The organism is Rhizobium sp. USDA 3886 (genome assembly GCF_056279785.1).
The window spans coordinates 138,512-151,599 of record NZ_JBWCDC010000001.1; the positions used below are offsets into that span (position 1 = coordinate 138,512).

At 60.4% G+C, this 13,088-nt stretch carries 13 protein-coding genes; 7 read left to right on the forward strand and 6 right to left on the reverse strand.

The annotated features are described in order from the left end of the window. Positions 1 to 193: 193 nt before the first annotated feature. Both ACZ9BX_RS00685 and ACZ9BX_RS00690 read left to right on the forward strand, forming a co-directional pair. On the forward strand, positions 194 to 1,492 hold the full coding sequence (locus ACZ9BX_RS00685; protein WP_132564194.1) for an adenylosuccinate synthase: 1,299 nt from the start codon (positions 194 to 196) through the stop codon (positions 1,490 to 1,492). A gap of 61 nt (positions 1,493 to 1,553) precedes the next feature. After that, positions 1,554 to 3,941 carry a hypothetical protein gene (locus ACZ9BX_RS00690; RefSeq protein WP_476215000.1) on the forward strand — a complete coding sequence of 796 codons (2,388 nt, stop codon included), beginning with the start codon at positions 1,554 to 1,556 and terminating at the stop codon, positions 3,939 to 3,941. Between the two features lie 179 nt (positions 3,942 to 4,120). Here the strand turns inward: ACZ9BX_RS00690 and ACZ9BX_RS00695 are convergent, their stop codons facing one another. From ACZ9BX_RS00695 to ACZ9BX_RS00705, 3 genes are all read right to left on the reverse strand, one after another. Continuing rightward, a complete protein-coding gene (locus ACZ9BX_RS00695; RefSeq protein WP_476215002.1) occupies positions 4,121 to 4,798 on the reverse strand; it encodes a glutathione S-transferase family protein in 678 nt (225 codons plus the stop codon). A gap of 88 nt (positions 4,799 to 4,886) precedes the next feature. Beyond that, a complete protein-coding gene (gene rpoH, locus ACZ9BX_RS00700) occupies positions 4,887 to 5,795 on the reverse strand; it encodes an RNA polymerase sigma factor RpoH (RefSeq protein ID WP_476215004.1) in 909 nt (302 codons plus the stop codon). Positions 5,796 to 5,967: 172 nt separating this feature from the next. Further along, a complete protein-coding gene (locus ACZ9BX_RS00705) occupies positions 5,968 to 6,993 on the reverse strand; it encodes an RluA family pseudouridine synthase (RefSeq protein ID WP_476215006.1) in 1,026 nt (341 codons plus the stop codon). Between the two features lie 37 nt (positions 6,994 to 7,030). On the opposite strand from ACZ9BX_RS00705, the gene ACZ9BX_RS00710 reads away from it, so the two are divergent. Both ACZ9BX_RS00710 and ACZ9BX_RS00715 read left to right on the forward strand, forming a co-directional pair. Next, positions 7,031 to 7,405: a hypothetical protein gene (locus ACZ9BX_RS00710; RefSeq protein WP_027510130.1), complete on the forward strand. Its 375-nt coding sequence runs from the start codon at positions 7,031 to 7,033 to the stop codon at positions 7,403 to 7,405. A 5-nt stretch (positions 7,406 to 7,410) separates the two neighbouring features. Next, positions 7,411 to 8,232, forward strand: a complete 822-nt coding sequence (locus tag ACZ9BX_RS00715; RefSeq protein ID WP_476215009.1) for a TrmH family RNA methyltransferase — start codon at positions 7,411 to 7,413, stop codon at positions 8,230 to 8,232. Position 8,233: 1 nt separating this feature from the next. Here ACZ9BX_RS00715 and ACZ9BX_RS00720 read toward each other — a convergent pair whose 3' ends face one another. Both ACZ9BX_RS00720 and ACZ9BX_RS00725 read right to left on the reverse strand, forming a co-directional pair. Next, positions 8,234 to 9,388, reverse strand: a complete 1,155-nt coding sequence (locus ACZ9BX_RS00720) for a hypothetical protein (protein WP_476215011.1) — start codon at positions 9,386 to 9,388, stop codon at positions 8,234 to 8,236. Between the two features lie 121 nt (positions 9,389 to 9,509). Continuing rightward, positions 9,510 to 10,109, reverse strand: coding sequence for a DUF1134 domain-containing protein (locus tag ACZ9BX_RS00725; RefSeq protein WP_476215013.1), 600 nt, complete (start codon positions 10,107 to 10,109; stop codon positions 9,510 to 9,512). 187 nt (positions 10,110 to 10,296) lie between these two features. Here ACZ9BX_RS00725 and chpT point away from each other — a divergent pair, with 187 nt between their 5' ends. Together chpT and ACZ9BX_RS00735 are read left to right on the forward strand one after the other, a co-directional pair. Beyond that, a complete protein-coding gene (gene chpT, locus ACZ9BX_RS00730) occupies positions 10,297 to 10,944 on the forward strand; it encodes a histidine phosphotransferase ChpT (RefSeq protein ID WP_476215014.1) in 648 nt (215 codons plus the stop codon). A 119-nt stretch (positions 10,945 to 11,063) separates the two neighbouring features. Beyond that, the gene (locus tag ACZ9BX_RS00735) at positions 11,064 to 11,426 is read left to right on the forward strand and encodes a response regulator (protein ID WP_476215016.1); all 363 of its coding nucleotides are present in this window, start codon (positions 11,064 to 11,066) and stop codon (positions 11,424 to 11,426) included. Positions 11,427 to 11,546: 120 nt separating this feature from the next. Here ACZ9BX_RS00735 and ctrA read toward each other — a convergent pair whose 3' ends face one another. Further along, on the reverse strand, positions 11,547 to 12,248 hold the full coding sequence (gene ctrA / locus ACZ9BX_RS00740) for a response regulator transcription factor CtrA (protein ID WP_027510136.1): 702 nt from the start codon (positions 12,246 to 12,248) through the stop codon (positions 11,547 to 11,549). A 440-nt stretch (positions 12,249 to 12,688) separates the two neighbouring features. On the opposite strand from ctrA, the gene ACZ9BX_RS00745 reads away from it, so the two are divergent. Further along, positions 12,689 to 13,039, forward strand: coding sequence for a hypothetical protein (locus tag ACZ9BX_RS00745; protein ID WP_027510137.1), 351 nt, complete (start codon positions 12,689 to 12,691; stop codon positions 13,037 to 13,039). Positions 13,040 to 13,088: the final 49 nt, after the last annotated feature.

The following is a 13,088-nucleotide window of genomic DNA, read 5'->3' on the forward strand; positions in this document are numbered from 1 at the left end:
ATGATTCTTCCGTCTTCCGAAAAAGCAGTTCGGATAGCTGCCGATGCATGGGCAATAGCCCGCGGCAGGCTGATTTGTCACGTAAAAAGCCCAATTCGCCCTGATAACAGGGTCGCTTTCCAAAAAACAAAGCTTTATAGATGCGCGGGTTTGAGCAGAGCGCGGATAATCCGCCGGTAACAGGAAGAGTTGGATGACGAACGTAGTCGTGGTCGGTTCGCAATGGGGTGACGAAGGCAAGGGCAAGATTGTCGATTGGCTTTCGGAACGTGCGGATATCGTTGTGCGCTATCAGGGCGGACACAATGCCGGCCATACGCTCGTCATCGACGGCACGAGCTACAAGCTATCGCTGCTGCCTTCCGGCGTCGTGCGCCCGGGCAAGATGGCGGTGATCGGAAACGGCGTCGTCGTCGATCCGCATGCCTTGATCGCCGAGATCGAAAAGCTGGAAAAGCAGGGCGTCAAGATTTCTCCTGACAACCTGCGCATCGCCGACAACGCGACGCTCATCCTGTCGCTGCACCGCGAGCTCGATGCCTACCGCGAAGATGCCGCCTCCAATAGCGGCACGAAGATCGGCACGACGCGCCGTGGTATCGGCCCGGCTTATGAAGACAAGGTTGGCCGCCGTGCAATCCGCGTGATGGATCTCGCCGATCTGGAAGCGCTGCCGGGCAAGGTCGACCGCATTCTTACGCATCACAATGCGCTCCGCCGCGGCCTGGGTGTTGAAGAGGTGAGCCACGAGGCTATTATGACGGAACTGACGTCGATTGCGGATCGCGTGCTTCCGTTCCGCGAAACGGTCTGGCTGCTTCTCGACAAGGAACGCCGTAAGGGCGCGCGCATCCTCTTCGAAGGCGCGCAGGGCAGCCTGCTCGATATCGACCACGGGACCTATCCTTTCGTGACCTCGTCCAACACCGTCGCGGGGCAAGCCGCAGCTGGCTCGGGCATGGGGCCGGGTTCGCTCGGCTACATCCTCGGCATTACCAAGGCTTACACGACGCGCGTCGGCGAAGGTCCGTTCCCGACCGAACTCAACGACTCGGTCGGCCAGTTCCTCGGCGAAAAGGGCCATGAATTCGGTACGGTGACGGGCCGCAAGCGCCGCTGCGGCTGGTTCGATGCCGCACTTGTGCGCCAGTCGGTTGCCACGAATGGCATCACCGGCATCGCGCTGACTAAGCTCGATGTGCTTGACGGTCTCGACGAACTGAGGATCTGCGTCGGCTACATGCTCGATGGCGAGCAGATCGACCATCTGCCGGCAAGCCAGGCGGCGCAGGCCCGGGTGGAGCCGGTCTATATCACGCTGGAAGGCTGGAAGGAATCGACTGTCGGCGCCCGCAGCTGGGCCGATCTGCCTGCGCAGGCGATCAAATATGTCCGCCAGGTCGAGGAGTTGATCGGCGCCCCCGTCGCGCTTCTGTCCACAAGCCCTGAGCGCGATGACACCATACTTGTGACTGATCCGTTTGAGGATTAATGTCGCGGTCATTATGGCACCTGGCCCGGTCGAGAACCGGGCCTCTCGAGAAAAGTAACTAATGGCTGATTTTATTGCAGTTATCCGGCGGGCGGTTGACGGCCTGGCCGAGAACACCCCCGAGATGCGGGCGAAGGTTTACGAGCGTGCCCGCGGCGCGGTGCAGCGGCAGCTCGAAAACATGAAGCCGCGTCCGCCGGAAGCGATGCTGCAGCGCCAGCTCGATAAGCTCGATGCCGCTATCCGCGAGGTGGAGGCCGAGCACTCCGAGGCATTGCCGGACGATGAGGCAGCCACTGCTGCTGCAGCAGAAGCGCTTGTCCATGAAGAGCCTGCGCCCGAGCTGCCGGCGGAATATGCGGCCGTGCCGAAGCCGGCTGAAGAACCGGTTGCTGAACAACCGGTTGCTGAGGAACCGATTGCCGAGGAACCAGTCGCCGAAGAGCATCTGGCCGACGCGGATGAACCCGCCGAACACCGGCACGAGGAGCCGCAGCCTGAGCCGCAGGAAGAGGCGGCCCCCTACGCAGCACCTTACGAGGAACCTGCACCGATAGCGGCCGCGGAAGAGGCCGCGCCGGAAGAAGAATGGGACCGTCCGGTCGAGGAAGTTGCTGCTGCGGTGGAAGCGGAAGCAGCCCCTCCCGAGGAATGGGCTGCATCCCATCACGATGAAGTGCCGGTCGAGGAATACGCAGCTCCGCCGGAGGAATATCTCGAAGAAGCGCCTGCCGTCGAACCCGAACCGGCTGTCGAACCGGAACCCCTCCGTCCGGCCGGCGAATACGATCCGTCGAATCGCCTTGTCGAACCGTTCGTCTCCTTCGAGAAGCCGGAAGAGTTCGTCGAGCACAGCCGCGAAGAACCGCTGCAGGCGGAAACGGTTGCGCATTTCGATCCCGTCTGGGCTGAACCTGCTGCCGAAATCCCAGCCGAGCCCCCGAAAGACGCCGAGATTGCATGGGCTACTGAAGAGGTCAGAAATTTCTCAGAAAGCGTTCCGCCTGCCGAGTCGGCCAATGACCACGCGCGCGCCTTCGAAGAAGCCATTGCAGGTCTTCAAAACCCGCCGCCGCCCGCGAAGATGCCGGCCGCAAACGAGGGCTTTTCCTGGGAAGCTGCTGCCTTTGACGATCTGCCGCCGATCGAGGCAGGCACCAGCAAGAAGGCCCCAGTGGCGGCCCACTTCGACGATTCGGACCTGTTCGCCGAGATCCACGGCAAGCCTGCGGCGCCTGCTCCCGATGTGCCGGGCGCGGAGTGGCAGGAAGCAAAGGAGCTTCGGGGCTACGATCGCCGCGGCGTCGTTGCGGAGGACGACGATTCCGTACCGGCCGCTGATATTGACGAGCTCGTCGCGGCCAAACTGCAGAACAAGAATTTCCGCATGGAACCGAAGCGCCGGCGCCTCGGTCTCAGCATGATCATTACCATCATTGCCGTACTGGCGGTGCTGGGTGGCGGGGCCTATGCCGCCTGGATGAACCGCGCCCAGCTGATCGCGATGGTTGACGATCTGGTGAGCGCCGCTCCGTCCAAGACGGCCGAGAGCGAGCCCGCTGCTACGCAGAACCAGACGCCAGCAGCCCCTTCGACAAACAATACCGAAGCGGCCAAGCCTGACGAAAACGATAGGCAGGTTGCCTCACTCGATGACGGCTCTTCGGTCAGCAACAAGTTTAACCAGCGCCTCATGGCAGACGGCAGGGAAGTCGACAGCGGCCCGGCTGCCATACCCGGTACGCCGACCGCCGAAGGCAAATCGGTCGCCGAGCAGAATGTCGCATCCGCCGCGCCAGCTCCGCCCGCACAGGCAGGTGCCGCGTCCGCCGAGACGCTGACACCGAACGGGCCTGCCGCTGCCCCGCAGCAGCAGGTGCCTGCCGGCGCGGCTGAGAAGATGTTCCTCTATGAGGAGCGAATCGGCCAGAGTTCGCCGACTGCGATCCAGGGGAGCGTCGCCTGGAGCGTCCAGCATGAAACTGGCCAGGGCGGTAAGCAGGAATCGACGGTGCAGGCCAATGTGACGGTGCCGGAGCGCAATCTTTCGGCTCTCGTGACCTTCAAGCGCAACTCCGACCCGTCGCTTCCGGCAAGCCATCTCGTCGAGGTCGTCTTCTCGCTTCCGCCGAATTTCGAAGGCGGCAGCATTGACAGCGTTCAGCGCATTTCGATGAAGCGCACGGAGCAGGATCGCGGCGACCCGCTGATTGCCGTGCCAGCCAAGATCACCGACGATTTCCATATGATCGCACTGAATGACTATCCGGATGCCCGCAAGGCGAACCTCGACCTGCTTGCGACGCGAGACTGGATCGATATTCCGATCACCTACCGCAACGGCCGCCGCGCGCTGATCACCATGCAGAAGGGTCCGACGGGCACGGCAGCCTTCAGCACGGCGATCAAGGAATGGACGGCGCTTGGCGACGTGAGCACGAGCCAGTAGCAGGTCTAGGTTCTAGGCGGGGGAGTTCCCTCACCCTAACCCTCTCCGCGTTTTGACGGGGAGAGGGGACCTGCCTCACTCAACGTTGCCGATTGAGGAAAACGGCGCGACACATATTCCTTCGCCCGCTTGCGGGGAGAAGGGCGCAATGGCGCCAGCAATCCAATATCGGCCAGCAATTACCTATGTTTCGGAAGAGCGCCCGCTGCCGCCGCCTCACGTTGAGGGTTCGTGCAATGCATGCTTGGACGCTCGACCATGCGTTGCCACCAGGAGGCGAGGGCGGGGTGCTGTTCCAGCAGTCCTCGCGCTTCCGGAACCATCAAGAAGTAGTCCATCATTGGCGCGACGTGTAGATCGGCCAATGTCAGGCTCTCGCCGCCAAGCCAGGGTGCCCCGTCCATCAAATCCGCCAGAGCCTGCAGGCAAACAGGCACTTTGGATCGCGCGATGGCCACTCGCCTTTCATCGCTTGGCTCCCCGCGTAGTGGCTTCGAGACCAGTTCCACATACATTCCCCAGACGAGGTTGGAGTAGATGTATCCATCCGCGATGCTGATGATCTGATTCATCCGGGCGCGCTGCTTTGGAGTTGCCGGTTGCAGCCTCGGACCTTCGAATGCTTCGTCGAGATAGCGCGTTATCGCTCCGCTCTCATAGAGATTGAAGCTATCATGCTCGAAGGCCGGGATTCGGCCGAACGGCTGCCGGGCGAGATAGGATGACGGCGGTCCCGACGCGGCAAAGACATCGACGGGCACCAGATCGTAGTCGACGCCCTTTTCGTGCAAGGCGAGCCGCACGGCCCGCACATAGACGCTGTAGTCTGCTCCGAACAATTTCGGCTTCTGGCTCATCGCTTCTTGCGACCCATAAATAAGGAAAACCGCCGGCCGCGATCTGCAGCAAGCGGCTTTCCGATTTCATATCGGGGCGTGGAACCCGTTATGCCGTGGCTTCGACGACGCGGACGGCTTTTGCCCTCTCCAGAGCTTCCTTGCGCACGGCGTCCTGCACCTTTTCGAAGGCGCGGACTTCGATCTGGCGCACGCGTTCGCGGCTGATGTCGAACTCGGCCGACAGATCTTCCAAAGTGACCGGATCCTCAGCAAGACGGCGTGCCTCGAAGATGCGGCGCTCGCGGTCGTTCAGCACGCTCATCGCCTTGGAGAGCATGCGGCGGCGCGTTTCGAGCTCGTCCTGCTCGATCAGCACGTCTTCCTGGCTGTCGTGATCATCCACGAGCCAATCCTGCCACTGGCCGCTGTCGCCTTCGGAGGCCTTGATCGGCGCGTTCAGTGAAGCGTCGCCGGAAAGGCGACGGTTCATCGAAACGACTTCCTCCTCGGAGACGTTCAGCTTCGTGGCGATCTCCGCGACATGCTCCGGCCTCAGATCGCCTTCGTCGATCGCCTGGATCCGGCCTTTCAGGCGGCGCAGGTTGAAGAACAGGCGCTTCTGATTTGCGGTCGTGCCCATCTTCACCAGCGACCACGAGCGCAGGATATATTCCTGGATCGAGGCCTTGATCCACCACATGGCGTAGGTGGCGAGACGGAAACCGCGTTCCGGATCAAACTTTTTCACGGCTTGCATGAGGCCGACATTGCCTTCCGACACGACTTCGCCGATCGGCAGGCCATAGCCTCGATAGCCCATCGCGATCTTGGCGACGAGGCGCAGGTGGCTGGTGACGAGTTTATGCGCAGCTTCGCGATCGCCGTGCTCGGAATAACGCTTTGCCAGCATATATTCCTGCTGCGGCTCCAGCATTGGAAACTTGCGGATTTCGTCGAGATAACGATTAAGACCGGCTTCGCCGGCGGTAATGGACGGCAAGGTATTGCGGGCCATGATTGCACCCTCCTGTATAGATTCCGGTTCCCGATGGAACGCGTCCCCGCGTCGGAACAGGCGAACCGGGACGTGCGGCTCAAATCCAAGCCCGCACTAAGTCTATATATAGATAAGTATGGCGGAACAGCGGTTCAAGCCCGTCAAAAGCCTTCACGAAGACGTTATACGGCTAACGGCGAAGCGCCTCCGCGAGTTCCACCATATCTTCGGGAAGCGGCACTTCGAAGTGCATAAGCTCGCCGGTGCGGGGATGCTCGAACTGCAGCATATAGGCATGGAGCGCCTGTCGGCCGAAGCTGTTGACGACTTTGCGGGCTTCATCCGGCAGCAGATTGGCCTTGGTTCTCAGATGCGCGCCATAGACCGTGTCGCCAAGCAATGGGTGGCCGATATGGGCCATATGGACGCGAATCTGATGGGTACGGCCGGTTTCCAGGTGGCACTCCACCAGCGAAGCAAGCGCTGTAGCATCCGGGTTCTCGTGGAAGCGTTCCAGCACTTCGTAATGTGTGATGGCCTCGTCGGCATCCTGGCTGTCGGCACGTTTGACCGAGCGGCGCGTGCGGTCGCCAGTGGAGCGGCCGAGCGGCACATTGATCGTGCCTGAGAGCGAGCGCGGCCGGCCCCAGACGATCGCCTGGTAGGCGCGTTCGAGCGGCATGGTGCGGCCGTGGTCGGCAAACTGCAGCGACAGGTGGCGGTGGGCGATGTCGTTCTTGGCGACGACCATCACGCCGGTCGTATCCTTGTCTAGCCGGTGCACAATGCCGGGCCGCCGGACGCCGCCAATGCCCGAGAGGCTGTCGCTGCAGTGGTGGATCAGCGCGTTGACGAGGGTGCCCGTCCAGTTTCCGGCGGCGGGATGGACGACCATGCCGGCCGGTTTCGAGATGACGATGAGGTGGTCGTCCTCGTAAAGGATGTCGAGCGGGATATCCTCGCCCTTCGGCGTCGGGTCTTCCGGCTCTGGCAGCAGGATTTCGTAATTGTCGCCGGGGCGAACCTTCTTTTGCGGATCGAGGGCGACTGCACCGTTCACGAGCAACTGACCGTCCTTGATCAACACCTTGACGCGGCTGCGGGAAAATTCTTCGCCGAGTTGAGCCGTCAGCCAGGCATCGAGGCGGCCTTCGGCATTCTCATCGGCAGTCAGGACTTTCCTAATACCTGATGCTTGTTTAAAGGGGTCGCTCAAGACGCTTCTTCTCCGAAAGTATTTATAGGACGCCGTTATGACGAAAATCGAGCCAGACGATCAGGAAGAACAGCCCCTTGACCCGGCAATGGAAAATGTCCGGCGCAAGATGGTCCGCCTGCAGATCGTTTCCGGCGCCATCATGTTCGTGAGCCTTATGGCGGTCTTCGGCGCCGTTGTCTACAAGACGATGGAGGCCGAACCGGCAGCGGTCTCCAGCTCCGGCGTTCCTTCGGATTCGCCGGTCAGGTCCACGGTTTCCCTGCCGCTCGGTTTCGCCGTGCACTCCACGTCGCTCTCCGGAAGCCAGGTTCTGTTCTTCGGCCAGTCCGTCGACGGCAAGCGCCAGGCGCTTGTCTTCGACATCAAGGCTGGCCGGCTCATTGCCGACATCACCGTCGCCGGCAACTAAGGCCGATGGTCGCCGCGCCGATCACGATCGAAAGCGCTGATGATCCGCGCATTGCGGAATTCCGCGCGATCCGCGAGCGCGACCTGACAGGCAGACAGAACCGCTTCATCGCCGAAGGCACTGTCGTGCTGCGCATGCTGGCCGAAGCCCATACCGCAAGAAGTGGTTTCGAGGCGGAGAAGATCCTGCTGCTGCGAAATCGCGCCGACGGGGTGTCCGACATCCTGGCACGCTTCCCGGACGACGTTCCGGTCTACGTCGCCGAGGCGGATGTTCTCGACGGAATCGTCGGCTTCCATCTGCATCGCGGCGTGCTGGCGCTCGGCCGACGCATCCCGGGCAGCGAGAGCTTGCTCGATAGCCTGCCGGAGCGCACACTCGTGCTCGTCGGCTGCGGCATTTCCAATCACGACAATGCAGGCTCGATGTTCCGCAATGCGGCTGCCTTCAACGCGGACGCCATCTTTCTCGACGAGACGTCCTGCGACCCGCTGTACCGAAAGGCGATGCGCGTTTCCGTGGGGTCCGTGCTGAGCGTTCCCTATCAGCGGAGCGGTTCCGCCCTCGATATCCTCACCGCGCTCGCCGAACGTGGCTTCGATATCTGGACGCTGTCGCCGCGCGGCGCGACGGACATCCGGGCGATACCGCCTTCGGATCGTATGGCGCTGGTGGTCGGTACGGAAGGAGAAGGGCTGCCGGAAGCGATCCTGTCGCGCTTCAGGAGCGCACGCATTCCGCAATCTTCCGGCCTCGATAGCCTCAATGTCGCGACGGCGACCGGCATTACTTTGTTCGCGATGGCGTCCGTGGCTGGCCGTCTCTGAATCAGCCCGGTTGCGACAGGATCGTTGCCGCGCGCTGGGCGAGGCTCACGCGTTCGCCCTCTTCATTGGCCGCATCCTCCGGCAGAAGGTCGCGGATTGGCGAGGAGGAGCCTTCGTTAAGCGCCGTCAGAGCGACCACGCCGGCCGCGATCGAAGCGATCTCTTCGCGCATGGCGCTGTCGTTGCCCGTCGTCGCCTTCGCCTTGGAAATGCGATCGGAAACGGCTGCACTGCGAGCGCGAACCTCTTCGGCAAGGCGGGCGGCAACCGCTGCTGAATCAAGTTCGGAAGCTGGAGCTTCTTCCTGCATCAGTTCCTCCCCCGTGGTTTCAACCGCTGCCAGCCCCGCATCGCGAAGCGCACGGTTTGCCTTGCGCAGGCCGACGTTGAGCAACTTCAACTGCTCCTTGAGCTTGGCGATTTCCTGCTGGCGGCGACCGAGCAGCGCTTCCTTGTCGGCAGCAGCAGCTGTTTCGCGCGCGGATTTGTCTTCGAGGCGGATCACCATATGCTCTTGCTGCGTCAGCTTCTGCTCGGCATCCTTGGCCCGCTTCTGCAGAAGATTGACGTCCTGGCGTAACGTGTCGCGTTCGTCGCGCAGCGCATTGGCGCGGAATTTTACGCTTTCAATCTCAGTTTCGCGCGCCGCCATGTCGATTTTGAGGTTGTCCGCCTGCTCGGCGAGCTTGTTGAGGCGCGCGCGCAGCGTCTCGATCTCGCTTTCCTTTGCAGAACTCGCCTGTTCGGCAATGTGAAGGCTCGTCTTCAACTGGCTGATATAGTTCTCGCCCTTGCGCAGATGAGAACGGAGTTCGGCAGCCTCGACGTTCAGATCGCCGATCTGGGCCTGCAATGCGCCGATTTCGGACGACAAGCGGCCGGCATCGAGCGCAAGGGAATCATGGCGAAGCTGCAGGGACAGGGATTTTTCACGCTCGCGTATCAGGTCCTGTGCCGTTCTAGCATTCTCCGCAGCGTAGAGCGCCCGCACCATGTCCTTCTGCGCCCGCACTTCCTGGGGGCTGAGGGGCATCGTCGCCTTCATGCGGTTTTCCGTATACCAGACGATGCGGCGATGGATTGCGGGAGAAATCAGGAAGACGAGGAACGCCGCCGTCAGGAAACCCAGTCCGAACAGAAGAGCATATTCGATCACGGCGCGGCCACTGCTTTAAGGTTTGATTTGCGTCAGCGCCAATGATTAAAGCACGCGCTGCGCCTAGAGCAAGTGGCGGATAGGTGACGGCGGGGAAGAATCCCGCCGCCGGATCGCAGCTTCAGAAGGGGTTCCAGGTCGGGCCTGGCGTGATTTTCAGATAGCCGACGTTGACGCCGAGACGGGCGCCGACGCCGGTGCGGATCGGAACCACCAGAACATTGTTGTTCTTCAGCAGCGTCATGCCGAAGCCGGCGATGACGAAGGCCTGGCCGCTGACACCGCCGAAGCGGGCATAGATGCTGTCGATTGACGGCAGGTCGTAGACCAGCATCATGACGCGCGAGCCCTGGCCGCCGTAGTCGATACCGAGGGACGGACCCTGCCAGTAAAGCGGATGTGCGCCGGCGTTCTTGGTGTTGAGCTGACCTTCGCCGTAGGTCAGGCCGGCGATGAAGGCGCCGGACCCTTCCTGTCCTAGAACGTAACCGTTCGGCAAGCCGTATTTCTGGAAGGCTGCTTCGACGACCTTCGCCAGTCCGCCGCTGGTCGAGCCGAAGAAGGAGTGGCCGGCATCGACGATCTCCTGCATCGTATACTGGCCGCTGTTGGCTTGCTGCTGCGCGGCTACCTGGTGAGGGGAGAGCATAAATGCGGAAATGGTCAGCGCGACGAGGAGCCGGCAAAAGCCCATAAATCTTCCGGGGAATTGAAGGCGCATGGTGTCATCCGTTCATCATGGTCGGTTCGATGAGCCGTTTCCGGCAGTGGATGCATTTTGCGCGGATCGTCTTAATAATCGGTTTACCAAATATGGTGTCATTATGGCGGAGAGTACGGCGCAAACTTCGTGCAATTTTGATCAAGCAAGATAGGCGGGATGAATTTACCGCCTTCAGGAGACCATGATGTCCAAGAACCCCAATCTTACATTGACCGGTCCGGATCTGGCCGCGCTACTTTGCAGCCGTGTTTGCCATGACGTCATCTCGCCCGTCGGCGCGATCAACAACGGCCTCGAACTGCTGGATGAAGGCGGCGCCGATTCGGACGCCATGGACCTCATCCGCACGAGCGCGCTCAATGCCTCGGTCCGCCTGAAATTTGCACGCCTGGCATTCGGAGCTTCCGGTTCGGTCGGCGCTTCGATCGATACCGGCGAGGCTGAGCGTGCTGCAAAGGATTTCGCGGTCGCCGAAAAGAAGACCGAAGTGATCTGGAACGGGCCGCGCGCGATCGTCGCGAAGAACCGGGTCAAGTTGTTGCTCAATCTTTTCCTTGTGGCCTATTCCTCGATCCCGCGCGGCGGCTTGCTGGAAGTAACACTTGAGAATCCGGAGTTCGACGCGAAGTTCAAGATCGTCGCCAGGGGCAAGCTGATGCGCGTGCCGGCGAAGTTCGTGGAAATCACATCCGGCCAAGTCGAGGAGGCGATCGATGCGCATTCGATCCAGCCTTACTACACGGTCCTGCTTGCCGAAGAGTGCGGCATGGAGCTTGGCCACAGCGCGACGGGCGAAGAAATTATCTTCACCGCTGAGTCCGTTTCCGTCTAGCGTCATGGTTGCATCGCTGCAGCCTGCTGCGATCCGGGTAACACTTCGTTAGCCTAATGGACCTATTCTCGAGGACTGAGGAAGCGCCACTGGAGTAAAAGTGGAGCGAAGGAGCAGGCATGCAGCGGTTCATGATCACTGATAGTTCGGATGTCGTCCGCAAGGTCGGAAAACGCATCCTTTCCGAACTCGATTTCCTTGTCAGTGAGGCGTCCAATGCAAGTGAAGCGCTTTCGCGCTGCCAGGCCGAGCTTCCGGAATATATGATCGTCGATTCCGGCATGGACGGCGCGCTCGAACTGATTTCCACCATCCGGACGATGGAAGGCGGCAAGGAGGTCAAGATCTACTACTGCGTGATCGAGGCCGATCTCAAGAAGCTGATGATGGGCAAGCGGGCAGGGGCTACCGACTTCCTGCTCAAACCCTTCGACCGCAAGATCCTGACGGCCGTTTTCGGCAACCGTGCCATCGCCGCCTGATTTTCAAGATTTTCAAAGGGTCGAGCCGCCTCCGGGCGGCTTTGTTTTTGCAGGTCCGAAACGAAAAGTCCCGCCGGAAAAGCGGGATATTTCATAATCGGAAAGGGTAATTTCAGCGTCTCAAGCGGTTTCGGCATATTCGGCGCCGTCCGGTTCGCGCAGAACATAGCCACGGCCCCAGACGGTCTCGATATAGTTTGCGCCGCCGGCAGCGTTTGCGAGCTTCTTGCGCAGCTTGCAGATGAAGACGTCGATGATCTTCAGTTCCGGCTCGTCCATGCCGCCGTAAAGGTGGTTGAGGAACATTTCCTTGGTGAGCGTCGTGCCCTTGCGGAGCGAAAGCAGCTCCAGCATCTGGTATTCCTTGCCGGTCAGGTGAACGCGCTGGCCACCGACCTCAACGGTCTTGGCGTCGAGATTGACCAGCAGCTCACCGGTCATGATGACCGACTGCGCGTGGCCCTTGGAGCGGCGGACGATCGCGTGGATGCGGGCGACCAGTTCGTCCTTGTGGAACGGCTTGGTCATGTAGTCGTCGGCGCCGAAGCCAAGGCCGCGGACCTTGTCTTCAATGCCTGCCATACCTGAGAGGATAAGGATTGGTGTCTTGACCTTGGACAGGCGGAGAGTGCGGAGCACTTCATATCCGGACATGTCGGGAAGGTTCAGATCGAGAAGGATGATGTCGTAATCATACAGTTTGCCGAGATCGACGCCTTCCTCACCGAGATCGGTGGTGTAGACGTTGAAACTTTCGGATTTCAGCATCAGTTCGATGCTCTGCGCTGTCGCGCTGTCGTCTTCGATAAGTAGTACCCGCATTATTATCCCCTTTACCGCCGCCGAAAGGTGGTCTGGCCCCCTACGCGATACCCGAATACTTCACTGCGTGATTTGGAAGCTGCCACGAAATGGTTAACAAATTCTGATTCACTCTGGCAAGAGGTAACGAATTTATTAAGCAATTTGTCCATTTCGCTGTTTTCCAACGAGAATTCGCAACGCCAACCCTTAACTTTTACATTAAGAATGACCGGTAAGCGATTCATTCGACTCACCAATGAACAGGATCCGGAAATCGCGTAGTGATGTTTACCGACCCTTAAATCATCGGCACTATCATTAACGATGCCCGTAAACGAAAGGTTACCACCGGTAGGTTTTTGTTAATATCGACGGAAATTTTTTGGGCAGACCGTTTCAAACCGGTGCGCAAGGGCAATTTAGTAGAGCCGGGATCTCGCATCACTGGAGTAATGCGTATGAAGTCGCGTGAGAGCCTAGTTCGCCTGAAGGAGTTTCAGGTGAACGAAAAACGACGTCAGCTGCAGCAATTGCAGATGATGATGTCGGAATTCGAACGGATGACGAAGGATCTGGAAAGCCAGATCGTCGTCGAAGAGAAGAAGTCCGGCATTTCCGACCCGAATCACTTCGCCTACCCGACCTTCGCAAAGGCGGCACGCCAGCGCGCCGACAATCTTCAGGTTTCCATCAAGGAATTGAAGATGCAGGAAGAGTCGCTGGAGCAGGCGCTCGAGGAGATGCAGGCGGAATATGCCCGTGCTACCGCGCTCGAAGAGCGGGATGGCGCCATTCGGGCCCGCGCCTGATTGGCTGGCAGCGGACGCCGGCGGCGGCGTCCTGGGATCGCCTGAAGAA

Excerpts from the sequence above, each read along its gene's own strand:
- ACZ9BX_RS00685 (WP_132564194.1), top strand. The coding sequence starts at position 194 with ATGACGAACGTAGTCGTGGTCGGTTCGCAATGGGGTGACGAAGGCAAG.
- ACZ9BX_RS00690 (WP_476215000.1), top strand. The coding sequence starts at position 1,554 with ATGGCTGATTTTATTGCAGTTATCCGGCGGGCGGTTGACGGCCTGGCC.
- ACZ9BX_RS00695 (WP_476215002.1), bottom strand. The coding sequence starts at position 4,798 with ATGAGCCAGAAGCCGAAATTGTTCGGAGCAGACTACAGCGTCTATGTG.
- rpoH (WP_476215004.1), bottom strand. The coding sequence starts at position 5,795 with ATGGCCCGCAATACCTTGCCGTCCATTACCGCCGGCGAAGCCGGTCTT.
- ACZ9BX_RS00710 (WP_027510130.1), top strand. The coding sequence starts at position 7,031 with ATGACGAAAATCGAGCCAGACGATCAGGAAGAACAGCCCCTTGACCCG.
- ACZ9BX_RS00715 (WP_476215009.1), top strand. The coding sequence starts at position 7,411 with ATGGTCGCCGCGCCGATCACGATCGAAAGCGCTGATGATCCGCGCATT.
- ACZ9BX_RS00725 (WP_476215013.1), bottom strand. The coding sequence starts at position 10,109 with ATGCGCCTTCAATTCCCCGGAAGATTTATGGGCTTTTGCCGGCTCCTC.
- chpT (WP_476215014.1), top strand. The coding sequence starts at position 10,297 with ATGTCCAAGAACCCCAATCTTACATTGACCGGTCCGGATCTGGCCGCG.
- ACZ9BX_RS00735 (WP_476215016.1), top strand. The coding sequence starts at position 11,064 with ATGCAGCGGTTCATGATCACTGATAGTTCGGATGTCGTCCGCAAGGTC.
- ctrA (WP_027510136.1), bottom strand. The coding sequence starts at position 12,248 with ATGCGGGTACTACTTATCGAAGACGACAGCGCGACAGCGCAGAGCATC.
- ACZ9BX_RS00745 (WP_027510137.1), top strand. The coding sequence starts at position 12,689 with ATGAAGTCGCGTGAGAGCCTAGTTCGCCTGAAGGAGTTTCAGGTGAAC.